Annotated in this window: 22 protein-coding genes, 1 pseudogene and 1 other annotated feature; of the genes and pseudogenes, 8 read left to right on the forward strand and 15 right to left on the reverse strand. The window is 35.5% G+C overall.

What is annotated here, in order from left to right:
• Positions 1–57: 57 nt before the first annotated feature.
• From nikA to BKP45_RS05935, 5 genes and pseudogenes are all read right to left on the reverse strand, one after another.
• Positions 58–1,596: a nickel ABC transporter substrate-binding protein gene (gene nikA / locus BKP45_RS05915; protein ID WP_071388768.1), complete on the reverse strand. Its 1,539-nt coding sequence runs from the start codon at positions 1,594–1,596 to the stop codon at positions 58–60.
• A gap of 589 nt (positions 1,597–2,185) precedes the next feature.
• The gene (locus BKP45_RS05920; protein WP_071388769.1) at positions 2,186–2,425 is read right to left on the reverse strand and encodes a hypothetical protein; all 240 of its coding nucleotides are present in this window, start codon (positions 2,423–2,425) and stop codon (positions 2,186–2,188) included.
• A gap of 276 nt (positions 2,426–2,701) precedes the next feature.
• A pseudogene (locus BKP45_RS05925) lies at positions 2,702–3,549 on the reverse strand (Cof-type HAD-IIB family hydrolase).
• 111 nt (positions 3,550–3,660) lie between these two features.
• Complete coding sequence (gene tyrS / locus BKP45_RS05930) at positions 3,661–4,905, reverse strand: tyrosine--tRNA ligase (RefSeq protein ID WP_071388770.1); 1,245 nt, start codon at positions 4,903–4,905, stop codon at positions 3,661–3,663.
• Between the two features lie 49 nt (positions 4,906–4,954).
• Positions 4,955–5,176 (reverse strand) — a binding site (T-box leader).
• A gap of 201 nt (positions 5,177–5,377) precedes the next feature.
• Entirely contained in the window at positions 5,378–5,890 is a 513-nt protein-coding gene (locus BKP45_RS05935) for a MarR family transcriptional regulator (RefSeq protein ID WP_071388771.1), read from the reverse strand.
• 219 nt (positions 5,891–6,109) lie between these two features.
• Here BKP45_RS05935 and BKP45_RS05940 point away from each other — a divergent pair, with 219 nt between their 5' ends.
• The 5 genes from BKP45_RS05940 (at position 6,110) to BKP45_RS05960 (ending at position 12,955) form a co-directional block, all read left to right on the forward strand.
• A complete protein-coding gene (locus tag BKP45_RS05940) occupies positions 6,110–7,954 on the forward strand; it encodes an SLC13 family permease (RefSeq protein WP_071388772.1) in 1,845 nt (614 codons plus the stop codon).
• Between the two features lie 521 nt (positions 7,955–8,475).
• Positions 8,476–9,405, forward strand: coding sequence for an ABC transporter ATP-binding protein (locus tag BKP45_RS05945; RefSeq protein ID WP_071388773.1), 930 nt, complete (start codon positions 8,476–8,478; stop codon positions 9,403–9,405).
• A 10-nt stretch (positions 9,406–9,415) separates the two neighbouring features.
• A complete protein-coding gene (locus BKP45_RS05950; protein ID WP_245747405.1) occupies positions 9,416–10,528 on the forward strand; it encodes an ABC transporter permease in 1,113 nt (370 codons plus the stop codon).
• 331 nt (positions 10,529–10,859) lie between these two features.
• Complete coding sequence (locus tag BKP45_RS05955; RefSeq protein ID WP_071388774.1) at positions 10,860–12,080, forward strand: MFS transporter; 1,221 nt, start codon at positions 10,860–10,862, stop codon at positions 12,078–12,080.
• Positions 12,081–12,406: 326 nt separating this feature from the next.
• Entirely contained in the window at positions 12,407–12,955 is a 549-nt protein-coding gene (locus tag BKP45_RS05960; RefSeq protein WP_071388775.1) for a GNAT family N-acetyltransferase, read from the forward strand.
• 350 nt (positions 12,956–13,305) lie between these two features.
• Here the strand turns inward: BKP45_RS05960 and BKP45_RS05965 are convergent, their stop codons facing one another.
• From BKP45_RS05965 to BKP45_RS05990, 6 genes are all read right to left on the reverse strand, one after another.
• Positions 13,306–13,509, reverse strand: a complete 204-nt coding sequence (locus BKP45_RS05965) for a cold-shock protein (protein ID WP_071388776.1) — start codon at positions 13,507–13,509, stop codon at positions 13,306–13,308.
• 415 nt (positions 13,510–13,924) lie between these two features.
• Positions 13,925–14,761: a YihY/virulence factor BrkB family protein gene (locus BKP45_RS05970; protein WP_071388777.1), complete on the reverse strand. Its 837-nt coding sequence runs from the start codon at positions 14,759–14,761 to the stop codon at positions 13,925–13,927.
• Between the two features lie 461 nt (positions 14,762–15,222).
• On the reverse strand, positions 15,223–15,891 hold the full coding sequence (gene pgmB, locus BKP45_RS05975; protein ID WP_071388778.1) for a beta-phosphoglucomutase: 669 nt from the start codon (positions 15,889–15,891) through the stop codon (positions 15,223–15,225).
• A complete protein-coding gene (locus tag BKP45_RS05980) occupies positions 15,888–18,215 on the reverse strand; it encodes a glycoside hydrolase family 65 protein (RefSeq protein WP_071388779.1) in 2,328 nt (775 codons plus the stop codon). Before BKP45_RS05980 ends, pgmB begins: the two co-directional genes overlap by 4 nt.
• 143 nt (positions 18,216–18,358) lie before the next feature.
• Positions 18,359–18,886, reverse strand: coding sequence for a hypothetical protein (locus BKP45_RS22800; RefSeq protein WP_245747388.1), 528 nt, complete (start codon positions 18,884–18,886; stop codon positions 18,359–18,361).
• A gap of 187 nt (positions 18,887–19,073) precedes the next feature.
• Positions 19,074–19,466, reverse strand: a complete 393-nt coding sequence (locus BKP45_RS05990) for a hypothetical protein (protein WP_071388780.1) — start codon at positions 19,464–19,466, stop codon at positions 19,074–19,076.
• Between the two features lie 542 nt (positions 19,467–20,008).
• Between BKP45_RS05990 and BKP45_RS05995 the strand changes: the two genes are divergently transcribed.
• Together BKP45_RS05995 and BKP45_RS06000 are read left to right on the forward strand one after the other, a co-directional pair.
• Entirely contained in the window at positions 20,009–20,536 is a 528-nt protein-coding gene (locus BKP45_RS05995; protein ID WP_071388781.1) for an RNA polymerase sigma factor, read from the forward strand.
• The gene (locus BKP45_RS06000) at positions 20,526–21,413 is read left to right on the forward strand and encodes a hypothetical protein (RefSeq protein WP_071388782.1); all 888 of its coding nucleotides are present in this window, start codon (positions 20,526–20,528) and stop codon (positions 21,411–21,413) included. Before BKP45_RS05995 ends, BKP45_RS06000 begins: the two co-directional genes overlap by 11 nt.
• A gap of 568 nt (positions 21,414–21,981) precedes the next feature.
• Here the strand turns inward: BKP45_RS06000 and BKP45_RS06005 are convergent.
• A complete protein-coding gene (locus BKP45_RS06005; protein ID WP_071388783.1) occupies positions 21,982–22,239 on the reverse strand; it encodes a hypothetical protein in 258 nt (85 codons plus the stop codon).
• Positions 22,240–23,054: 815 nt separating this feature from the next.
• Here BKP45_RS06005 and pfkA point away from each other — a divergent pair.
• Entirely contained in the window at positions 23,055–24,011 is a 957-nt protein-coding gene (gene pfkA, locus BKP45_RS06010) for a 6-phosphofructokinase (protein WP_071388784.1), read from the forward strand.
• A 465-nt stretch (positions 24,012–24,476) separates the two neighbouring features.
• On the opposite strand, the gene BKP45_RS22450 is transcribed toward pfkA, so the two are convergent.
• From BKP45_RS22450 to BKP45_RS06020, 3 genes are all read right to left on the reverse strand, one after another.
• Entirely contained in the window at positions 24,477–24,626 is a 150-nt protein-coding gene (locus tag BKP45_RS22450) for a hypothetical protein (protein WP_169824069.1), read from the reverse strand.
• 187 nt (positions 24,627–24,813) lie between these two features.
• Positions 24,814–25,002, reverse strand: coding sequence for an SOS response-associated peptidase family protein (locus tag BKP45_RS06015; protein ID WP_071388785.1), 189 nt, complete (start codon positions 25,000–25,002; stop codon positions 24,814–24,816).
• A 97-nt stretch (positions 25,003–25,099) separates the two neighbouring features.
• Positions 25,100–25,528 (reverse strand): protein-tyrosine phosphatase family protein, encoded by a 429-nt coding sequence (locus BKP45_RS06020; protein WP_071307973.1) that lies wholly within the window; start codon positions 25,526–25,528, stop codon positions 25,100–25,102.
• Positions 25,529–25,864 lie beyond the last annotated feature (336 nt).

A 25,864-nucleotide genomic window follows, 5' to 3' on the forward strand; every position in this document is an offset into this window, starting at 1 on the left:
ATTGAAAACGCAATAAGAAAAGTGAAAGTATCTTTCAGACACCTTCACCTTCCTACCTTATTCTATATCCATTTTATTCGTAATAAAGTAATACTCTTCAGACCCCGGGCTCCAGTTTTTGACACGTTCATTTACTCCTACAATAATATGAGGATGTAAAATAAACGATTGAGGAACTTCCTCCTGGATAATTGTTACAGCATCCTTTTGTAATCTTACTCGGTCTTCTGGATTTGACGTTACATTTAATTGTTTCGTTAATTCATTTAGTTCTGGAATATTAACTTGCCCTGGATTTAATGAGCCCTCAGGTAAATACGAAACATTTAAGAAGTAACCTCCGTCACCACGTGGAGCACTCAAAAGTGAATATGTTGCTAAATCCCATTCACCCTGTTGATCCCATAAATAACTATCAATATTCTCAACTGTTACAATATTTAATTTTATGCCTACATTTGCAGCTTCCGCTTGTAAGTATTGGGACATTAATGGAAGTTCTGGTCGACCTTGAAACGTTGCTAAAGTTAACTCAAGTACTTCTCCATCTTTTTCATACTTCCCGTCACTATTTTTTTCATATCCTGCCTCTTGTAATAAAATCTCAGCTTGTGCTGGGTCATAACTTTCTAACTCACCATCGTTAGCAAATGCAAAATCAGAATGAAAAGGACCATTTGCAGCTGTTGCGTGCCCATTCATAATTTCACTTACTGCGATAGGACGATTAACAAGCAAATCTAATGCCTTTCGAACTTTTACGTCCTGTAATGCAGGTTTTGCTTGATTATATAGGATGAAATGAACACGTAAACTTGAAACTGATTCAACACGAAAGTTTTCATTATTTTCAATCGGCTCTAACGCCTCTGGAGGCAAGTGGTAAACAATGTCTGCTTCACCTGATTGAAGTGCAAGAGCTCGAACATTTGGATCAGAGTTAAATTTAATCGTCACTTCATCTATGTTCGCAGCTCCATCCCAATAGTCCTCATATCTTTCTAGTTTAATCTCTGATTCAGATGTGAAGTCAACGACTTGGAATGGGCCTGTAGCAATTGGCTGATCACTAATATTTTCTGAGTTTACATATATAATAGAAGCATTAACATGTACTAGCTCAGATACAAATACAGGGTATTCTTCTGATGTAACGAAAGTAATCTCTTGGCCATCTGCCTTTATCGATTCAATTTTTAATGTAGATGCCAACGCATTGTTCACATCAATCAGACGTTCAAAAGAGGCTTTAACAGCTGCACCATCAACTGGTGTTCCATCGTGGAACGTAACACCATCTCTAATCTTAAATGTCCATGTTTTCTCATCTGTTTGTTCCCACGTTTCAGCTAACCAAGGTTGAATTTGTAAGTTCTCATCAATTTTTACTAACGTCTCTGCAATCCCTGCACGAACACCCATCCAATCTTGATGTGGGTCGATCGTTTTCGAAGAAAAGCTAAATATGAGTGTTAATGACTTATCTTCCGTCTCATTGGAGTATGTACTTTCTTCTGAGTTGCCACAACCTGTTACGAAAGCGAGAAATACTGTAAAAATAATAAGAAAAATTGCCTGTTTTTTTAACACTAACATTCACTCCTGTGTATTTTATTGTATTAATTTCAAAGCCATTCTAGACCGTAGTACATTTCGAACACCCTCAAACAACTTTTTTGAGAACGAAGAATGTAATGAAAGCTTGTTACGTCTAATATGTGTTCGATCTACTAGCATTAGCGCTTTTTTCTATTCGTCTCTCTTTTTATAAAATAGAACCATTTCGATTTACACAACAAAATAATAATAGTGTGCTACCAACTTAATAGGGTTTAAATCGTAATGATTATTATTTTCGCTTTTTTTAGTATACTTAAAGTGATGAGAATCGTCAATAATTTATTTTTGATGACTGTCACTCATCGAATAATCTGTTCAGCATAAAGTGTCGTGGTAGTTTTGGGAAGCAACTGCCTTCAATCACACCATGAGTTACTTCTTTGAATTTTCTTCATGCCGCTTTGCGACGAAGATTCAGTACCAATTAACCCAAATATTCAATTTCCGGAAACACCAAAAAACACACTCCATTGGAATGTGTCTTTACTTTGACTAGCAACATCCTACTCTCGCAGGGGAAGCCCCCAACTACCATCGACGAAGCTACTAACTTCTATTCAACTTTTTATGCGTATTTGATACCAGCAGCCTTTATATTATTTTTATCAAATGAATTACAAGGAGTTACCGCATAGGTCATTCCGCATTTTGGACAATTCGCAACAACTTTCTCAAATAAAAACACTTCCCCACATTCACAAGAGATTTCATGGGCATATAATGGTTTTTCGTTTTCTTTTCCCTTACTTATAACATGATCAACAATCGCCTTACCTTCATTTAATTTTGAACAACTACAACTCATAGATTGCCTCCTCATATTTTTTTATAGCACAAAATAAATGAGTATCGTTCTATACTCAAGCTTCATAATAATTACTTTTATTATAAGATACTTTCAATCTCCTTACGTATTTATCCTCTTACGTTCATAAAAGCTTCACTTCCACTGTGAAATTATCTAACAAATGCTTTAACCGTATTTAAATTAAAGTAAATATAAAACAGAATAAACTAAAGAGCACCAGGGCTGGTGCTCTCTATTAAACAGTTCCTTCATTTGGAACATAAACGTATAGGTTTAAATTAATTCATATTTCTTAAAGCTATTATAGATCCCATTCTCATCATGTGTATCAGTGATATCATCAGCTGCTTCTTTTAACTCTTCTTTTGCATTCCCCATAGCTATACCATGTTGAACATATTGAAGCATTTCTAGATCATTTAATCCATCTCCGTATGCAAAAGTATCTTCCTTTTTCATATTTAAATGGTTTAATAATTTCTCAATGGCTATCGCCTTATGAATGCCTGGGACAGATAATTCTCCACTATTTTCCCCAAAGATAGGTACTGTACCTGGAATAACATTGAATTTTGTAGAGAATTTTTGACTGATTGTTTCAATCGGTATATTTGAGCCCAAAAATGAAATCTTATTTATATCATCGCGAATCAAATCAGCATCATCTATTAAACAATCATGAAAAGGCTGCAATCCTTTTTCTACCTCTTCCTTTGTATGAGGATTTTCATCTAATATTTTTTCAATTATAGTCATGATACGTTTTTTGCAATTCTTACTAGCAAACAGACCACCGTTTGCTTCTAAATAAAAGTCTATTTCATTTTCATTAAAATACTCGACGAGATTCTGCACATCCTCTTTTTTCACACGTTCATGTAATACTACTTCTTCATTAACTTAAATATAACCACCAGCAGCGCCGATAATCCCATCAAATCCAATTTCCATTATTTCAGCAAATAATTCTGCCTTTGAACGACCTGTACATATAAAAACTAAGTGACCATTTTCCTAGCTTGTTGAACCGCAAACTTTGCTGTTTCTGGGACGACCCCATTCTCATTAACCAGTGTACCATCAATATCTAAAAAAATTATTTTCTTCATTAAAACACCCATCCCTATTCTTACTTAATACAAAATTATGTTAGTAAACTCATAACGTCTACTTAACCTTACGAGTTTACCGTTATCAAGATTGTTTGCCATAGAGGTACTATTGAGCAATACTTACTTTTTAATCTTTACAAATTTACGTTTCCCTACTTGGACAATTAATCCGTCGGAAATAGCAACTTGTAAATCAGTATCTTCTACCCTATTTCCGTTTAATTTCACACCATTATTCTTAATCATTCTACGAGCTTCACTTTTAGAGCTTAATAATTTTAATTCTACTAATAGATTAATAACTGGCATTTCATTAGCTCCTTGCCATTCAATCACTGGAATTTCATCTGGTACTGTCCCTTTTTGAAACACTGAAATAAAATGCTGTTCTGCTTTTTCTGCGTCTTCTAAGCCATGGTACATCCTCACAATCGTCTTTGCAAGTAACATCTTTGCATCTCTAGGATGTAACTTACCTAACTCTAGATCTTCTTTTAGAAAATCAATTTGTTCAGGTGTTAAATCTGTAATCAATTCCAAGTATTTATTCATTAACTCATCTGGAATAGACATCGCTTTTCCGTACATTTCTTGTGGGCTTTCATCAATACCAATGTAATTTTTCTTTGATTTTGACATTTTTTCTACTCCATCAAGTCCCTCTAACAAAGGCATTAACATCGCTATTTGTTTTTCTTTCCCAAACTTTTCTTGAAAATGTCTACCCATCAAAATATTAAAGTGCTGGTCTGTTCCACCTAATTCAATATCAGATTCTAATACAACTGAATCATACCCTTGCATTAACGGATAAAAGAATTCATGAAGTGAAATTGGTTTTCCAAGCGCTATTCGCTCTTCAAAATCATCTCTTTCCATAAGTCGAGCGACTGTTATTTTACCTGCCAATTGAATAACATCCTCAAAGTTTAATTTTGCTAACCATTTTGAGTTATAATGCAACTCTACTTTTTCCATATCAACAATTTTTCCAAATTGCTCAAAGTACGTTTTCGCATTGTATTTCACTTCATCATCTGTTAATTGCTTCCTAGCCACAGATTTTCCTGTTGGATCTCCAATTTTTCCAGTAAAATCACCAATAAGTAATTGGATTATATGACCGTTATCTTGAAACTGTTTTATCTTTTTTAATACGACTGTATGCCCGAGGTGAACATCTGGTGCTGATGGGTCTAAACCTAATTTTATTTTTAATGGGCGTTTTTCAAGTACTGATTTCGCTACTTTTAATTCTAACTCTTCTGTAGGTATTATTTCTTGAACACCTTGATTGTATATGTTCATTTGCCTTTTTACTTCTATCAATTGTTCTTCGGTTAGTTGTTCGATTGCTTTTTTCATCGCTATTCCTCCTAATTTTAAATAGAAAAAACCACATCCCTAATAATAAAACAGGAACGTGGTTGTTGTTTTTCACGCGGTACCACCCTTATTGAAGAATCTAAATTCTTCCACTCAACGATTAACGGCTCGTCCGTTCTTTGCAAATGATTATTCACAAAGAAAGCTCAAGGAATGTATTTCATGTTATCTTTGTATCGATTTTCACCAACCATCGACTCTCTTAAAACAGGGAGATAACTACTACTATTTTTCCTATCATTACTTTTTTCATATTATTTTTATCTGAATTTTTTTCCGATGTTTCAGCTTGCTGAAGCGAGTTCACTGAATTTTATAATATTTTACCAATTAATGAATTTCATAATCCATCATCCTCGCCACTAAAATACTATATCTAGTGACACCGAACCGTCCGTAACTAGATATAGATTTATGTAGCTTCGTTTTTCTAATTATGAAATTCACTCAGTTAAAAACCATTCTCTTTAATGACTCTTCTAAGTAATTTTGAAATACTCTTTTGCTCTTCTAGACTAAGGCTAGAAACAATTTCAACCTCACCTTTATGAAAATAAGGATATAATTCTTCCATTACTTGTTTGCCTCTATTCGTTATCGTCACATAAGTAATTCTTCTGTCTCTGTTATCAACTTTTCGGTAACAGAGTTCTTTTTTTTCTAGTGTTTTCGTTATATTACTTATCGTTGCTTTTGTTACCCCAGCTGATTTAGCTAAATTTTTTGTTTCTATTGAACCCCAAATCCACAAATCATATAGGATAGAAAATGATGTCCAAGATAGCCCGTATTCCGATAGAACTTCCCGTTCCATTTTATTTCTTAATCCTTGTGCAACTCTGTAAATGTTCGTAACAACAGAAATTGCATCAAAATGAAGTGATTCCAAGTGGATATTAGACAAAAGATTGATAGTGTCCTTTTCTTCCTGTAACAGTTCCCCTTCATCATTAAACGAATGGATAGTAACTCACCACCTCTCGAATTTTCACAATCGTTAGCTATGAAACGATTTTATCAGAAGAAAAATTAAATTACAACCTTAACATTTCAATTTATTCACTTCCATTTCTAGGAACTATAAATTATGATAATATCTGTTGTAAGGTGTAGAATATAAGATATATGCACACCTTGTGTGAACGACTTTTTTCTAATATGAAAATATGAAAGGATGCATGATATGATAACAGATATGCAATTAGTTTTCCTCATTTTAATCATTACAACGATCTGCTTTTTGGTACCACGATTTAGAGCAGACCTAGTCGCAGTTAATGCGTTGCTAGCTTTATTGTTAACAGGCCTTATCACGGTTCCGGAAGCATTTGCTGGGTTTTCTAATAGTGTGGTTATTATGGTTGCTGCTTTATTTATCGTTGGTGAAGGAGTCTTCCAAAGTGGCTTAGCTCAAAAAGCCGGGGATTTACTCGTTAAGAAAACTGGAAACAGTGAATGGAAATTAACAATTTTCATGCTCATTTTAGTAGCCTTTCTAAGTGGCTTTATTAGTAATACTGGAACGGTTGCGATCCTTCTACCCATTGTCGTCAGTTTATGTAGGCAAATGCATCTTCACCCAGGAAAGCTTTTAATTCCTATGGCCTTTGCTAGTAGTATGGGTGGAGCTTTAACATTAATTGGTACGGCTCCAAACCTAATTGCAAGCCAAAGCTTACATGATGCAGGTTATGGGGCACTTACATTTTTCGCCTTCACACCGATCGGCCTGACAATGTTAGCAGTAGGAATTCTTTACTTATGGTTTTTTGGTCGTAAAATGCTTGACAAACCTCTCGAAAACAAAACTGGAACAGCTGAAAAGTTTGACGCTGCTGAGCTAGTGGAACAATACGGGGTTTCCGATAATATCTTTGCTGTAAAAACACCTAAAGAAAGTAAACTGATTGGTAAAATGATCAAACAACTTCATTTGCCAAGTACATACAATGTTACGTTGTTAGAAGTAATCAAGAAGGAAACTTCGTCATTATTACGCCTAAAAGGACGTCGTCAGCCCCAACGAATTACTGTCGATCCAAGTTATGTAGTAGAAGCTGGGGATATTTTTCTTATCTATGGACAAGAAGAAGTACTAGCAAAGTTAGTTGCAGATACCGGTTTCATCTTACAAAAAGGTGCATCATTTCAACTCGAAGAATCTCATCTAGCTGAAGTTATCTTAACTCCACAATCTAGGCTAATTAAACAAACGATTAAGGATGTTAATTTTAGAGAGAAATATGGTTTAACCGTCTTGGCTATGAAACATCAATTCAGTGAACCAAGACAGTTTGGACCAGATGAAACGTTACTTTATGGAGATGCAATACTAGTGCATGGTAAGTGGAAGGATATCGCTCTTCTCTCCTCTGAAAAAAACGACACGGTCGTATTGAAATCAGCTGCCGAAGATACTAATCTAGCTAATCAGACACAACGAAGCGGGATTGCTGGGATCATCCTCTTAGGTATGCTTTTAGCGATGGTATTAGAATTGGTCCCTGCCGTTGTAGCAATTGTTGTTGCCGCGGTACTGATGATTTTGACTGGATGTGTGAGGCAAACGGACCAAGCGTACCAATCGATTAATTGGCAAACGGTCATCCTGATTGCGTGTATGCTTCCAATGGCTACAGCATTAGAAAATACTGGTGGTGTCACGTTTATGTCTGAAGGTCTCATTCATAGTTTAGGAGCAATCGGACCAATCGCTGTTCTTGCTGGATTATACGCAATTACTTCCTTGTTTAGTCAATTTATTAGTAATACCGCTACAGCAGTTTTGCTTTTTCCAGTTGCGATTTTAACAGCCGAGCAAATGGCTGTAAGTCCAATCCCAATGGTGATGGCCGTTGCGTTTTCTTCTAGTATGGCATTTGCTACACCTGTTGCTACCCCACCTAACGCAATGGTCATGGCTGCCGGAAAATACACGTTCCTAGACTTTGTCCGTGTAGGTATTCCATTACAGCTCATAATCGCCCTTGTAGCGATTGTATTATTACCATTGTTTTTCCCTTTTTGATGAGGGTACCACCTAGAATTTTTTTAACCTGTTTGCCAAGATCACGTATCACATGTCGATACGTGATCTTTTTTCGTACCGAGAAGAAAAGCGCAAGTACCTTGGCCACGAGAAGGTGCTCATGTTCCACTCCGTTTGCTCGTCGCACATCCGCTCTTTTTTGGCTTCTAAGCGCTTTTGCATCTACTAGTAAAGTCTGAAGTAGGCTTCCGCGAAGCAGTGTTTCGTGCGACGAGTAATCGCAGGAGCAATGCTGCATAAAGCTACTCAGAGTCGTCATTCATGTTGTTATTGAAGTCAGTAGCTCAACTGAAGTGACCGAGCTCGCAGGCGATTGCGGTAAACAGCTACAAACATCAAAATTTTATACTTAACCTTGGAACAAGAACCTTTATTTACCCTGCTTCATCAACAACCACACTTAGAATATCATTTAATTTTACGAATAAAACTGTGAAACTTTTATAAAGTAAATAACGTATTACTATTCGTTGAAGATGATAAGAAAGAGAGGAGTAAATATGTCCATTTTAGAAGTGAAACATTTACAAAAATCATTTGGTACCATTCGTGCTGTAGAGGATATCAGCTTTTCAGTTCATGCTGGAGAGATATTTACCATTATTGGTCCAAACGGAGCAGGAAAAACCACAACGCTAGAAATGATTGAGGGGTTAGTCCCTCCCGATCATGGGGAAATCTATTTTGGAGAGTTGAACTGGGATAAAAACTCAAAAACTATCAAAAAAATGATTGGTGTTCAACCTCAATCAAGTGCCATGTTTGATTTACTTACACCAGAAGAAAATCTAAACCTATTTGCTACTTTTTATGACAAATCACGTCCTACCGAAGAAATTCTTAAACTAATTAACTTGACTGAGCACCGTAACAATCATGTAAAAAAACTTTCTGGGGGTCAGCGCCAAAGACTTGCCATTGGGCTTGCCATGATTAGTGACCCTGACATCATTTTCCTAGATGAACCGACAACTGGTTTGGATCCACAAGCTCGCCGAAACATTTGGGATATCATATTGCAACTTAAAGAGCTAGGAAAAACGACGATATTAACCACTCATTACATGGAGGAAGCAGAAAAATTAAGTGATCGAGTTTGCATTGTAGATCAAGGTAAAATTGTAACAATCGATACTCCCTCTGCCCTAATTGAACAGTTAACAAAAGAAAGAGAGGTACGATTATCATTCATCGATGGCGAGGATGTAGCCGAAGAAGCTAATAACTTTTCTAAAAATCTTGAATCGGTTATTCGTACTGAACGTGAAGAAATGTCATTAAAACTATGGACCACAAACCCAGAAGATACACTGTTTCACTTATTTGCTTTTACAAAGGAAAAGAATTTTCAAGTCGAACAAGTCTCCATTCGCGAAATGAGTTTGGAAGATGTATTTATTGCGTTTACTGGTAAAGAATGGAGGGATTAACTTGAATAGTATGAAACAATTTAAACAAATGTTCTCTGCTCAATTAAAAATTACTTTTCGTGAAAAACAAGCTTGGTTTTGGGGAATATTTTTCCCTGTTATTTTAATGGTCATCTTCATGGTTATTTTTACTGGCAGTTCTGATAATGAATTTTCTGCAAAAGTTGCTATCGTAGACGAAAACCCAAATGTAATCTCAGAAATGATGCTCAACCAAATCAATCAAATTCCTATACTTGAGGTAGAAACTAAAGAGCCAGTTAGCCGCGAAAAAGCAGAAATCTTGGTAAAAGATCAAGAAGTAGCGGCCGCTATTGTCCTTCCTGAATCAGAAAATGATACGTCAATACTCCTAGTTGTGAACAAAGAAAATGAACGAGGTGTCACTTCACAAGCTCTCTCAGGGATGCTCGATCAATTGATCCAACATGCTAATTTAGCTGCTGTAGGTGCGACCCCTACATATCAATTACAGTTTAAATCCATTTCCTCTGGTAATGCCGAATTGAGTTATACTGATTTTCTACTTACTGGAATGATTGCTTTGGCCATTGCACAAGGTGGAATGTTTGGTATGGTTGATTTAGTGGAAATGCGTAGAAAAGGTCTAATCAAAAGATTACGGATGACTCCGGCTAATATGACTCTTTTTGGATTAAGCGATATGGTTATGAGACTTTTATTTAGCGTGATCCAAATTGTTTTATTATCTCTGATCGGTGTATTTATATTTGGTGCAAAACTGTACATTAATTTTCCAAGTCTTCTTATCGTCTTCCTATTAGGTGCCCTTTCTTTTAATGCTTTAGGATACTTTTTTTCATCCTTTAGTAAAACATCAGAGGCCTATATGGGCGTTGCGAATATTACAAGTTTTCTCATGATGTTTTTAAGCGGGGTGTTTTTCCCTGTTGAAACGATGCCAGAGTGGATCCAACCAGTTTCTCACGTTCTACCTCTTACCTATTTTGTAGAAGGCTTAAGAGACAGTATGGTTTATTCCACTAGTATCTTTTCGGGTTCATTATGGTTTGGAATTGGGGTCATGGTCTTATGGGGTGTTGTTACATTTATGATTGGAAGCTGGTTATACAAAAGAAAATCAATTGTTGCAACAAGATAACTATTTTTTCTACCCTCGCTTACTTAACGCAGCGAGGTTTTTTTCATGGTGATTATTAAGGTTTCTCACTTCGAACCTGTCTAGTTCCAGTACCTACGAGTTTGTGACAAAGGCGCTGGAGCTTTTATTATTGATAAAACAATTCAACTCATTTGGCTTTAAGTCCTGCGCTGAGTATTAGAATGATTTGAACTAACTATTTAATTTTCGTCCGAGCGGTATGCCTATTTTCAATAGCTACTTTAGAAAAATCTCCAAACATCCATTTCCCCCTTGAATGTTTCGTTTCACGAAAGATATAATAGGTATAACGAATACGGGAGTGAATGTAATGCTTAAAACTAATTGGAAACGAAATCTGTACATATTAATGGTATGTCAATTTTTTGTCATGGGCGCAATGACGATGATTATCCCCTTTTTACCTCTTTACTTACAAGAATTAGGAGTAACGGATCCTCAAGCAGTTAGTCGCTGGGCTGGTATTATTTTTGGAGCAAACTTTTTAACTGCTTTTTTATTTTCACCGCTTTGGGGGAGGCTTGCAGATCGTCATGGTCGAAAATTAATGCTACTCCGTTCCGGATTTGGTATGGCCCTCGTCGTTTCTCTTACTGGTTTTGCCACTGGACCTTGGTCCTTACTACTGCTTCGGCTACTCAATGGGATGATTTCTGGATTTATCCCTGCTGCGATCACCTTAGTATCTATGAGCACACCAAAAAAACGTGTAGGTTATGCGCTCGGAATGCTACAAGCAGGCGCAGTAGCTGGTGGAGTTTGTGGACCATTGTTTGGTGGAATCCTAGCAGATTTAATAGGATTTCGGATGGTTTTTTACGTAACAGGACTCACGATTTTAATTACAGCCTTTGTCGTTTTATATTTTGTAAAAGAGGATAAAAAGAAGAAAGTACAAAGTGTCGAGAAAACAGACACGATTGAAGATTTCAAAAAAATTGCTTCGACTCAACCTATTTTACCTTTATTTTTCGTATTTTTTATTGTTCAATGTGCTTTAATAGGGATAAATCCTCTCTTATCATTGTTTGTGCAAGATCTAACCACTACACAAAATGTTGCTTTTTATTCTGGCTTAGCACTGTCAGTTATGGGATTTGCCAATATGTCGGCTAGTCCTTTCTTAGGTAAATTAAGTGACAGAAAAGGAGCTCATTTTGTTTTATTATTTTCGTTACTTTTTGCAGCAATCGTTACTTTTCCTCAAGCATTTGTGCAAAGTTATTGGCAACTTATTATCTTTCGATTTTTATTGGGGCTTTGTTTAGGCGGATTATTGCCATCAATCAATTCCCTCATTCGCAACTTAGCTCCTGAAGGTATGGAAAGTCGTACGTTTGGCTTTTCTAATAGCTTTATGTATTTAGGAACCATGATCGGACCTATTGCAGGAGGTTGGCTTACCTCTGTAGCTGGTATTAGAAGTTTGTTTATTACATCAACTATATTATTATTGATAAACGCTTTTGTAGTGAAATACAAAGTCATACCAGGAATGAAAAGAAGAATTTCACATGCAAAAGCTGGTTGAGAGCTGGCCGTTGTGAACTGAAATTTCTTATTTCGATAATCATCAAAAACGCATAGCGTGCGTGAGAAAAGATCACATCCTATATTAAATAAAGGATACGTGACCTTTTTAAGAGAGCCTATAGTATTGTAGGCTCTCTTTATTTACAAACGTTTTTTAAAATTCTGTAGTTGATAAAGGAAGACTATATGATAAACAGTTGAGCTTCAAAAAAACGCTTTAAATTTTTATAATATTAGCTTTACCAAAGAAGTTAAAAAATGAAATAATGTTCGTAACCTGATATGATAATGGAAGACTAGAATAGTAAAAAGGATAGGTGAAACATGCTAATTAGAAAAGCAACAATAGATGATTGGAAAGGGATTTCTAGTGTTCATGTGGATTGTATGCACGCAGCATATCAAGAGATTTTACCGCCAGACGTTTTAAATAAATTTACGTATACCAATCGTGAAACTCGATGGAAAAACGATCTTCCAAATACTATACGTGGTGGAACAATGAATTTTGTATTAGAAGATGATGATAAAATCGTAGGATTTGCCTTAGGAGGAACGATGAGAGATGCCCGTTTAAGAATTAGATACACTGGTGAGCTTTACGGAATTTATGTACATCCAGAAGTTCAAGGGCAAGGATTCGGGAAAAAGTTATTTGAACGTGTAGCACAACATTTAGCTTCCATTCACCACTCTTCAATGGCTTTATGGACCTTTAAAAATCACCAATCTTGTTCCTTTCTCGAATATTTAGGCGGCGAAGAAGTTTACGAAAAAAATACAACAGTCGCTGGAAACGAGCTGAAAGAATGTGCTTATGGATGGGACGATTTAAAAGCTTTTATTCCTACAGACAATTCATTAAACCTTTAACTATATTTTTGTATTGCAATTGAACCATTACACGATAGCATTGATGGTGAAATCAAATCTCTTTTAACTATTGAACTCTTACTTTCAACCCCGACGGCTTATTAGGTCTACAATTATTATGAAAAAAGGGATTTTTCTCACCCCTATTTACATGACCTAACGATTGCTTTTTTTGAATAGATAGCAAAAAAGCATTCCTTAAATTAAGGAATGCTTTCTTATTTTATTAGAAAAACTTGGCTTATCGCCAGGACTTAAGGGCAGAAGCCTTAATTTATTATACTATCATCCATAAAATTTTTATACTTTCTGATAGTACAAAAAAGGACCCTAAATAGAGTCCTTTAATTTTAGTATACTTTATTTACGTTAGTAGCTTGAAGTCCACGTTGACCTTGTTCAGTGTCAAATGAAACTTTTTGGCCTTCTTCTAATGATTTAAAACCTTCACCTTGAATAGCTGAAAAATGTACGAATACATCGTCTCCACCTTCAACTTCAATGAAACCGAAACCTTTTTCTGCGTTAAACCATTTTACTGTACCTTGTTGCATGTGTATAATCTCCTTATGTGGATCGTTGTCCACTTTTTATTACTATTGATGCTCAATTAGATATAAAGGTGAATTTTTAATATATTCTCTCCTTACAGACCGAACAAAAATAACTTCTTAATCATAACAGATAATTTTCCAAAAAGCAAACCTTAAAAATAATTTGCACAATTTGCAAGTTTACATGCGGTTCTCCCCTCATCTCAAAGGTCCTTACTAACTGATGATATTAATAATTACCACAGTGAGGCATAAAGACCCAACTATTAGATTTAGATTTTATTTTATCTGAATTTTTTTCCGGGTAAAACACCCCCACCTCTAAGCGTAGCGTAGGTGGGATTTTCCAATCAGGTGGTGCAGACTCTCCACCTGATTTTCCGATGCTTCAGCTTGCTGAAACGAGTTCACTTTCTCAAATTCTTTTCTCGTGCCTTATGTTATATAAAGTCGCATTAATTTCGCCACCAATAACCAGAATTAGTCCACTCAAGAAAAACCAGAACATTAATATAATAACTCCCCCTAAACTCCCATAGGTTGCAGTAAAATTATTGAAATTTGCAATATATAAGGAGAATCCAAAAGATATTAATTGCCAACTAATTGTAGCAAATAATGCCCCGTAAATAGCGTCTTTGATGCCTAGTTTTTTATTTGGAGCAATAATATAAATAAACATTAGTACAGCTGTCATAATAGCTGCGCCAAGGATCCAACGAAGACGATTTAGATAAACAAATGTATCGGTCGGAAGAGAAAATATTTCGTCAATACCGTTTAAGATAACATTTCCGAAAACAGGAAGGAGTAGTGTAACAACAAATACAGTAACCAAACCAAGTGTCATAAAAATTGACATTAACCTTATCTTTATAAAGGACCTAGTTTCATCAATGTTATGTGCTCGATTAAGTGAACGTACTAAAGCATTCATTCCATTGGTCGCAGTCCAAATCGTTGCTAAAATACCAAATGATAGTAACCCACCTTGTGGTACGGCTATAACTTCCAATACTGTTTCAGTAAATAACTCGGCAAGCTCAGGTGGAGCGTAGTCATGTACAAAATGATAAATTTGTTCAGTATCAAGTGGTATGTACGGTAGTAAAGCTAAAATAAAAATAATTAAAGGAAATATAGAAAGCATAAAATAAAAGGCTAATGTTGCTGCCCAATCTTGTACAGGATCTTTTTTTATTTGTTCATAAAATTCTTTTGTGAATACATGCATTGTTTGATCTTTTTTCAAAATTTATTGCACCACCTTTATTTCCACTAATTATTAGTATAACCAATTTTTTTTATATTTTATCTGAATTTTTTCTTGGTAAAAGACCCCCCACCTCAAAACGTTTAGGTTGTGAATTAGCTGCCCTAAACGTACGATATAGAACAACTTTCATCATTGAAAGCTGATGATTATTTCAGTTTTATTATTTTCTTCAATTGTTTAACCTTCTTTACCACTACCATTTAACAACATTTACCAGTTACTTCTGGAGTTTATTATATATTACTATACTAATAGGCACAGCGTTCTATCGTACGAAAAGGCAAGAACTTTTCAATCGGTGGAGCGCTTTTTATTTGTTTTAATTACTCCTCTATGTTTAACGCTATTAAATATAACAAATGAAAGTTCACTTTCACTATCATTGATGTAATAAGTGACATTAGATAGTAGAAGGTGAACTTTCCTATATTTTCTATTTAATTGGCATACAACTTAGTTATTTCTTTTAGTGTAACGTCCTTAGTAGTTTCATAGACCCGGTCAGCTTTTTCAAGAGTGTTAAGCGAGCCAATTCCAATCGCAAACATCCCAGCTCTTTTAATGGCCTCTACCCCCGCAGCTGCATCCTCTATACCTATACAATGTTTCGGTTCTACTTTAAGTAAGTTAGCTGCAGTTAGAAAGACTTCTGGGTCAGGCTTACCGTTTTTGATTGTTTTTGCGTCCACAATTACATCAAACTGATCTTTTAATCCAAGTGAAGTGATAACAGAAACTGCATTTTTACTTGCTGAGGCAATAGCCAATTTAATACCAGTATTTTTGACTTCTAAAATAAACTTTTTCATTCCAGGTAAAATATCATTAGGGGTTAGGCTATCAATAAGCTTCTTATAATGCTCATTTTTCATATTCGCTAAATGCCGCTTTTGTACTTCAGTATAGTCTGTACTTTTTCCTCCGTGAACGAGAATTTTTTCTAATGATTCCATCCGGGAAATTCCCTTTAATTGTTCGTTAAACTCTTTTGAAAATGGAATATTTAGTTCTTTTGCAAGTGCTCCCCAAGCTAAAAAATGGTACTCAGCTGTATCCGTTATAACCCCATCTAAGTCAAAAATAATCGCTTTTAGTGGTTTTTTCATGACGTACAATCTCCCCCGTCATTACAATCCTCTTTTTGAATTGGTACGATCAGTTGCCCATTTTCAACTAGCGTCTCTTGTCTTCCATATAAATTTAATGTTAGTTGTGGACCTTTTTGAGAAATTAAGAGCTGTTCTTTTTTTACTTCCACCTTTAACGTATGGTTTCGATATACAATAGTAAATGAATAACGATCCCATTCTTTTGGAATAAACGGTGCAAAAGCTAGAGTTTCGTTTGCAGACCTCATCCCTGCAAAGCCTTGCACGATGGCTAACCACGAACCCGTCATACTGGTTATGTGTAAACCATCTTCCGTATCATTATTGTAATTATCAAGATCAAGGCGTGCTGTTCGGTTATAAAACTCATACGCTTTTTCCTCTTTCCCGAGTTCTGCTGCTAATACTGCATGAACTGATGGAGAAAGAGATGATTCATGCACCGTCATTGGTTCATAAAAATCGTAGTTTTTCTCTTTTTCTTCAAATGTAAATAGATGGTTTAAAAAATATAAACCTTGCAAGACATCTGCTTGTTTAATAAAACAACTTCTTAAGATTTTGTCCCAAGACCAGTTTTGGTTTAGTGGGCGATCTTTAGGGTTTAGTTCATCAACCGTCATTAGTTGTTTATCTAAAAACGTATCATGCTGGATGAATACACCTCGTGTTTTATCATAAGGAAGGTACATATCGTCGATAATATCTTGCCATCTTTCCTTTTCCGCCTCAGTTACACCTAAGTTTGTTAAAAGTTCATGGCAATTTTGTTCTTGTATATACGTAATAACATCTAACGTATAGCTAAGTGTCCACACTGCCATTTTATTTGTATACCAATTGTTATTTACATTGTTTTCATATTCATTTGGTCCTGTCACTCCATGGATCATGTAGACCTTTTTTTGCTTATGATAATGAACACGATCTGCCCAAAATCTAGAGATCCCAACTAGGACATCAATGCCATACTCAAAAAGATATGATTTATCTCCTGTATAGTTCACATAATTATAAATAGCGTAAGCAATTGCACCGTTACGATGTATTTCTTCGAAGGTTATCTCCCATTCGTTGTGACATTCAATCCCATTAAATGTCACCATAGGATAAAGAGCACCTTTAAGTCCCTGATTACGTGCATTGGTATAGGCTCCCTCGAGCTGATTATGTCGGTAGATACAAAGATTACGAGCGACTTCTGATTTTGCAGTAGATAAATAGAATGGTAGAGCATATGCTTCTGTATCCCAATACGTAGCACCACCGTATTTTTCACCTGTGAAGCCTTTAGGACCAATATTTAAACGTGAATCTTCTCCATAATATGTGGAAAATAACTGAAACAAATTGAAACGAATTCCTTGTTGGGCTTCTACATCCCCATCTATTTCAATATCTGCCATCTTCCACCGTACTAACCAAGCATGTTTATGCTCGGCTAAAGCTGAATGATATCCTTTTTTGATTGTTTTCGTTAATAACTTCTTGCCCTTCTCGATAAGTTCATCAAATTTATGGTTCCGGTCTGTTGTAACAGCGACATATTTGTAAAGGGTGCTAGTTGTACCTTGATTCGCTTTTACAACTATTTTATTTTCGACAGACTCACCCTTCTCACTAGAAGAAATCTCCAAAACTGTTCCATCAACAGCAACCTTCATAGTTGTCGCAAGTTGAAAGGTTGGTGTACCAAAAGGATTTTCTTTTGTTTCCATTACAAGACTAGCTTCATAGTCTGATACTTCTTTATCAATTTCAACCCAAAAATCTTCATCATAGTTTGAATCTTCATTACGAACATCTCCATCTAAATAAGGGATAAACGTAACTTTTCCATCAAAGTTTTTCGGTGTTACACTGTACTTTATACTAGCAAGCTCGCAGTCTACGATTGAAAGGAATCGCTCAGTTAAGATCTCAATTTCCTTTTTACCTTTCAAGATTGTAAATTTGCGTAATAGTATCCCATGTTGCATGTCAAGTTCACGATAATATTCTTTTACATTATCTTTATATAAATCTACTTCCTCATTGTCAATAAAAACGCGAATCCCAATAAAGTTCGTTGAATTTATAACCTTCCCATAATACTCTGGATAACCGTTTTTCCACCAACCAACTCTTGTTTTATCAGGAAACCAAACACCAGCAATATATGAGCCTCGGTGAAAATCACCCGAATAATTCTCTTCAAAATTACCGCGCATACCCATATGCCCATTACCTAAGCTCATTAAACTTTCACTAAGGCGAAAATCGTCTTTATGAAGTTTTGTCTCAATTATTTTCCAACCATCTACCTTACATAACCTTTTCATAACGTCACCCTTTTTGTTTTATTGTGTTCCACCACAATCTAAAAAATTAACTATGTAATTCTATGCAAGGACAACCAAAAAAATTCGGGGTCTGACCCCCACCACAGTAACGCTTTAACGCGGTGGGGGTCAGACCCCTTTTTCTATACACATTGGAACGATGTAATTTCACGGAGGCTTACTCCGAAATACACCCATCTAAATCCGGTCCAACGATACCCTGAAACAGATCTTCGGCCTACAAAAGTCGGATAATACCAAAATTGTTGGCGATTTCTTAACCATATATACGTATATCTAAACAAACACCCTCTAATACCACCTGGATCCACTGCAAAAGTACCTACTTGTTGAGCTTGAGTTGGAATATAGGATGGTGGTGGAGATGTAGGTGGGCCTACGTCTGGCGTTGGACCTGGCGGTGTCCATGGTGGTTGAGGTCCAACTGGGGGACCTGGTGGTGGTCCAAATGGAGGTCCTGACGGTTGCCCATGTGGAGGTCCTGGCGGCGGGCCTGGTGGCGGTCCTAGATGTCCCCCTGGTGAAGGAAACCACTGACCAAATAGCCTCTCATTATAGCCTTGATAATAATTATCTGGTTGATACTGATAATCTACAGTTTGAGCGTACGGGGGATAAATATGATAAAAGTATTCATCATTTGTATACATAAGATGCACTCCGTTTCTATAATAGGATCAAAACATCATATGCACTAGTCATTTGTCTATAATCTTGTACAAAAAAAATGTGTGTTTGACTATGGGGTTTGCCCCCTACTTTCTTCGGTATATTCGGATAAAAACATGGGATTAATGAGTAGAAAACCTCGTTCATTTTTACATACCTCTACCCAATCTAATACTGCTGCAATAACAAAACCTGCCCAAATGCCGATTCCCCTACTTGAACATTATGTACTTTATGAGCAATATAACCTTCTACAGAATCTATCGGTAAAGCGTCACTACCTAGTTTTGCTCCAGATCGAGCATTGCCTTTCTTTACTTTACCACCATTTTTTATTACCACTTCAACAGCAGCATCAAATGCTTCCCATAGTAATTGATTTTCAGGTGGGATTTTCGGAGAAACTAATCCTTTTGCATTTTTATCGTACCAAATTTCGCATTGGTCACCCTTTAATAAAGTAATCATTGCTCTACCATTACATTTGTTTAATTTTTCTTTTATTTTTTTCACAACCAAACTATCGGTAGGTTTAATTGGTAGAAAAGTAATATGGTCCATTTAGTACACCCCTTTTTTAGTTAAGTTTTTGTCCAGATAACTAAACGTACGTTACAACCATTGTTCATTACATTCTAAATTGACCCCATTTTTTACTTTGCTTTTTCTATATTGTCGGCTTGCATGCTCATACTATATACTAATGTTTTGACTGCTAAAAGTAAAAAAGTACAGTGTTCATCCAATATCTTTACCTCTTTTTGTCCTCAATGATAAATGATCAACATCACTATATTTAAAGTTTTAAAAAAAATCTCAAAATATGTGCAATGAAAATAGTTAGTTATCGTCTAATAATATAAACATGAAAAGCGCAAGGCGCCCGCCTATCGGCGACAAACACTGGAAGACCAGCTCGTAGCGGTCGGGTTTTTGACCGAAAGAGAAGGTCTGAAGTGATCGAGCCGATGGCCCCTGGAGCTAGACAGTTTCCAAGTTAGAAATTTATAAATTCTGATTAAATAAAAATGCGAAAGCCATAAAAGCTAGGGACTTATCCGAACAATTAAAGTTTCATTACCAATTTAAACGGAGGCAATATTATGACCGATCAACAAATCATTTCTGATTGGTTTCACCAATATAGTGATGATGTATATCATTTTTTCATTTTTCGAATTGGTTCTACGGACGTAGAGGATCTCGTCCAAGAAGTTTTTATAAGGGCAATTAAGGGAATAGATTCCTTTCAAGGAAATTCACAGCCTAAAACTTGGCTTTTTACAATTGCCCGGAATGTGGCCATTGATGAACTAAGAAAAAGAAGTCGGAACAAATGGAAAAACTACTTTTTCTCTGAGGAAAACCATGATGTAATAGTTGAACAAACTCCTGATCAACTTTTCCAAATAAATGAGGAAACAATGAAACTATATCAGGCAATTCAATCTCTGAAGGAAAATTACCGGGAAGTTGTCATATTGAGGGGAATAAAAGAACTTTCTGAAAAAGAAACCTCCTTAATATTAAATTGGAGTGAGAGCAAGGTGCGTTCTACTTATCATCGTGCAAAAAAAGTGTTACTAAAAGAGTTACAATCCGAGCTAGGAGGAGAATACAGTGAACGATAAGGATAGAGAACTAGAAAAAAAGCTAGGCACTATGGAAAAACCTAGTTTACATCCTGAAAAAAAAGAAGCCATCCATCAATTATTAATGAAAGTTAATAATAAATATAAACGAAAGAAAAGGAGTCGATCTATAATGAAAAGGTTTGTTGCAGGTTTAACCGGGGTTGCTGCTATAGTTTTATTAGTCTTCTTTATCATGACATCCTCTAATGAAAAACCTCTAGATCATACAATTGAGGAGCCGATACCTGATGAAACTGTAACCATTGAAAACCCTGAGACTGACAAAGAGCAAAATGAGATCACAGATAATGAAAAAGATGAAATTTCTGATCAAGAAAAAGATGTAAAAAAGGAGCCCGATAAAGCGACTAGTAATCCATTTGAAAAATACCAAGTCTTTTCAGATTATATGCTTGAACATCCTGGTTATTTAAGTGAAGCGAGAACTTTTTATAAAATTGAAAATACAAACTACTTCTTAGCATACGGCCACCAAGCACATGCTGTAAACAGGTATGAGCTTTTTGAAGTAAAAGATAACACAGTCACTCTGATCCGAAGTGTTGTCGATGATGCTGACTTTGAAAGAATTGAATCGATCGTTCATCTAGATAATTGGAAAGAATTAATGATTGACTATTTACTAAAAGAGGTTAAACCAACAGAGGAGATCTTTTTCTCATTCGATAACCCGCAATCTGAAACAGAAGTAACGATTGAAGATCAAAGTTACATGCTATTCCCAATTAATGTTACAAAAGATAAAATCTATTTTTTTAAAGAAGGAGAAGGTCTTTGGGTAAAATTGTATAAAGATGAAGCGACCATCAACATGTATGGCGAAGAGCAAAAAGCAATTCGTATCCAAGAATAACAATAAACTGGGGGATGTCACTTCATCCCCTCTTTCCCTACTTTACTATTTGCACCCTTCAAAAGATTCCTCTTTGGTAATCCACTGACTACAAGCATACGAGAATTACTAATATCAATAATATATCTCTTCCTGTACACGATTTTAATAAATTCATTAATCGAAACAAAAACAAGGTTAACCTACAAGGCTAAGCCTTATAAGTCAACCTTATTCATCGTTTCAGCATGCAAATTATTTAATGAGGGATACACATGTGTCAATCAATATCAGCGTAAATTTACACTTACGTATTGGAACAACTAAATCCGCCATTTTTTCTGAAGTCACTAATTGTTGTTTAGCTGACAGATAGAGAATAAAATCGTGGAAAACGTTAAACATTTCCGTCTCTAAAACTACGGAACCGCTTTCTTTTTTTGTATACTAGAGAAATTATTCTAACTAAAAACTTACTACTTTCTAACCTTTAAAACTAACTATTACTTAACGAAGTGATAAATGTAGGTCTTAATCTGGACAGTCACGAACCGTAGAAAAGGACTTGTTAATTATCAATGTGTTATTATTAGGAATAGTCCTCTAAATGCGATAGTATTTCTTTTCCTTTATCCGTAAGTACTTTTCCTCGCTTCATACATTGCTTACAGTCGTAAAGTTTTGTAGATTGATTCTTAGCTAATACCCATGCTGTATTCGCATCCTTCATTTCAACATCCATATACCTGTCATATAGTTGATTTGCTTCTTCATTATTGAAGTATTCATACATTCCTTTTCCATTACATTTAGGACAAATCATTTCTAACCCATCAATAATTTCCATTTTTATCAACTCCTTTATATAATTATATGATGAATAATCAGATATTAAACCTTTTAATTTAAATTCTATGGAAACACTAAAAAACTGTCATGATATTGATTTTATTAAGTTTCGGGTACGTTTACTTTCTGGAAGCTTTTTCGTGTAAATATTAAGTCGTCTCGTTTTGTTTTTTCTCTTACCCTATTATCGAGTAATTCACCGTTTCGTTATCGTTCTTACTTCTCTAAACCTCTTTTAGGGTACGTATCGCACCAATCGTTACAGTTCTCACTGCCTACAACTTATCTCGAACACGTATCAGCCACACTTCTTCCCCACCTAATGCAAACCCATTATTACACACTAATATTTGGATAATCTCTAATTAATACCTAATAATATAAGGTAACCATTCCCTTTATTCCAAATTTTAAACAGGAGAATGTAGAATGAAGATTGAAATTCTGACCTCTCAAGGGATAGTCAATGGGTTCATAATACTAAGGCGGAGTATGATTTTAAAATGGGTATGAAATACTAATAACTAAGCAAATAAAAAGCCCCCATAAATTACTTGGACGACAGACAAACAACCATTCAACGTAAACAAAGGCTTATAAAAAGCAAGCAGCATGTTCATATAATGCAGTTTGCTTTTTTCATTAACAATATAACTTTTGCGATCTCACACCCACTTAATATTTGGTTCAAAAGATTTTTGTATTTTGGACAAGCAAGACTACCCTATTTTAGAAAAAAGAGTTCTTAATGAAGCTTCCCTATAAATATGATTAATTATGAAGGGCAATTCGGTATAAAGGAGGACGATATGAATGAATATTGGTATATTAACCTCTGGCGGCGATAGTCAAGGAATGAACAGTGCCATCCGAGCTATTACTCGAATAGCGATCATAAAAGGTCATAATGTAATCGGTATTAAAAAAGGTTTTCAAGGATTAATGAATGGTTTATTTGTACCATTGGCCCTTCGTGATGTTGGGGATATTCTTCATAGAGGAGGTACTTTTTTACAATCGGAACGATCCTCCGACTTTTACTTTCCTGAAGGACAAGAACGAGCGATTGCCCATTTAAAAGAAGCAAATATCGATCACCTCGTTGTCATTGGTGGTGATGGTAGCTATCGTGGTGCTTTAGCATTATATCAAAAAGGAATCAATACTTACTGTCTTCCAGGAACCATTGATAATGATATTGCCTTTACTGATTATACAATTGGTTTTGATACCGCTGTAAATATAGTAGTTAGTCTAATTAATAAAATTCGAGATACATCAACAAGTCATGATCGTACTAGTGTAATCATGGTAATGGGGAAAGGCTCTGGTAACATTGCTCTCCATTCAGGAATTGCAAGTGGGGCTGATGCAATTATTCTTCCAGAGGTTCCTTGGAATATTGAAGAAGTTTGTCAGTCTATTAAAAAAGGATACGACCGTGGGAAAAGGCACGGTATTATCGTTGTAGCTGAAGGTGCAGGATGTGGTAGCCAAATTGCAAAAGAAATCGAAAAAAGAACTCGTTTAGAAACTCGAAGCACAAATTTGGGTCATGTTCAACGTGGCGGTAGCCCTAGCGCCTTTGATCGTATATTCGCTAGCCGTATGGGAGATAAAATTATCGAATGTATTGAAAATGGAATACCTGGTATAGCGGTTGGGATCGAAAAAAATGAAATCACCTATCGTACAATTCAAGAAGTTCTTAACAAAAAACCTGATTTCAACTATAAATTATATGAAATTGCAAATAATTTATCTCAATAACTAATAAAGCTTACCTTCTGACAGTGAGGGGTCCTTCATCCCCTCCTAATACCACTATTCAATTAATTCCCATACATCCCAATTTCACTTCATCTACTCAAGACCTTTGAAACTCTGGTTGCAAATTGAGTAGCTCCTCATTTGTTTTTATGTAAGTACCATAAAGCGGAACTTCAATCAGTGGGGGTTTTCTTTCAACTCCCACTGATTGTTAGTTTAACTTATACCACGGGCATAAGATAACTAATCATTAGCTTTCTCTAATGATTAGTTATTCTATTTTGGACCCTTAGGCGTAGTTAATCCCCACCTAAACTTATCGATTTTCTTACGTTTTGAGGTGGGGGTCTTACTGCTCCCCTTAAGAGTGGGATAAAAAAGGCCACATACTTATAAAGTACGGGTGACTAATTATGATAAATTAATTTTTCACAAGTTGTACAAGTGTTCAATAAAATGCTCAGTTTATTGTTTAGAATTTTGTCGTCCAGTTGGTGATATTGATTTTTCAAGTTCTTCATATGATAGAATATTATCGGAAGTCAACCCGTCATTATGAGTATTTCCTTTTTGACTACCACCTTTAGAATTATTACGCTTCTTTTTATTTGTCAAGCCAAACCCCACCTTTCTTTTTTCTACATATATATTATGAGAAAAACATGGTTAATTTATTCTAAGGAAAACCCGATCATTGAGGTGGTATTTAGGTAACCGCTATCTCTCTTTTTTTCTATACCGAACACGCACCCTTCTCTAACGTGACCTCTACCTTATTGTTCCCGTTATTCCCACAGATTTATCAACGACTATTTAATGGTGTTAAAATTTCTGGGTGATCGTTCTTCGGTGAATTTACTAAAGTTAATACTTTATAGGAACTCATTTTATCTGCTGGATAAGGAATTAATAGTGATTTTAATAAATCGGTATCATTTACATCCGGATTTAGCCACATCTCATATGTATCTTCTGGCAAAATAACAGGCATTCGGTCATGTACAACATCATAACAAACTATCTTTTCAAATTAAAAGATCAGACCTACCATTGTAACGGCGAGGATCTGACCTTTATACATTCAAAACTTACCCATTTGGAAATACTCTTTTTAGAGCTTCTTTATTCTCAGATTTAACATTAATCTTTGGACGAGCAGCTTTAGCAAGTTCTTCAGCTTCTTCGATTGAACTTGCTTTACCTAAGGTTAGAAGGGTTCCAACTGCTACGGTACCTGTACGGTTACTACCACCTTGGCAATGGAAGTAAATATTTTTACCTTCATGATAAGACTTAACAACATGATCAATGGACTTTTTAATAAACTCATCTTGATGCCCCGCATCGTCAACAATTGGACTATGTACTCGATGATAGTTAGTCTCTTCTGTTGGTGCCTCTGCTCTTAAATCATAAACAACATCAATTTTTTCATTTTTTAATACATCCTCAACATCATTAGCTCCACCAATATAAATACGATTACTTAACAATTCATGGTAATTCTTTGTTCTCATTTACTTTTCCTCCTAGTATTACGATTTACTTTATAGCTTACTTTGTTCATGCTTTTTCAATTAAAATATATACGCAACATATAACAAATTACTTATATGATAAGTTACTTATGCAAGAATATTCAAGCTTGTTTTTGTAAAGATATTGTAAATAAAGCTTCAGCGCCACTCCATTTGCTCGTCACAAAGCAACAACCGAAAACTGAGCTCGTAACTGCTGAAGCTAGACGTTGACACCACCTCTGTAATGTTATAACACAAGGAAGAAATCTATAGTTTCCTAAACAACGAGGAAAGGGCGATTTTCAAGTTGGGAACATTGGCTTTTCTATAACA

Source organism: Anaerobacillus alkalidiazotrophicus (assembly GCF_001866055.1).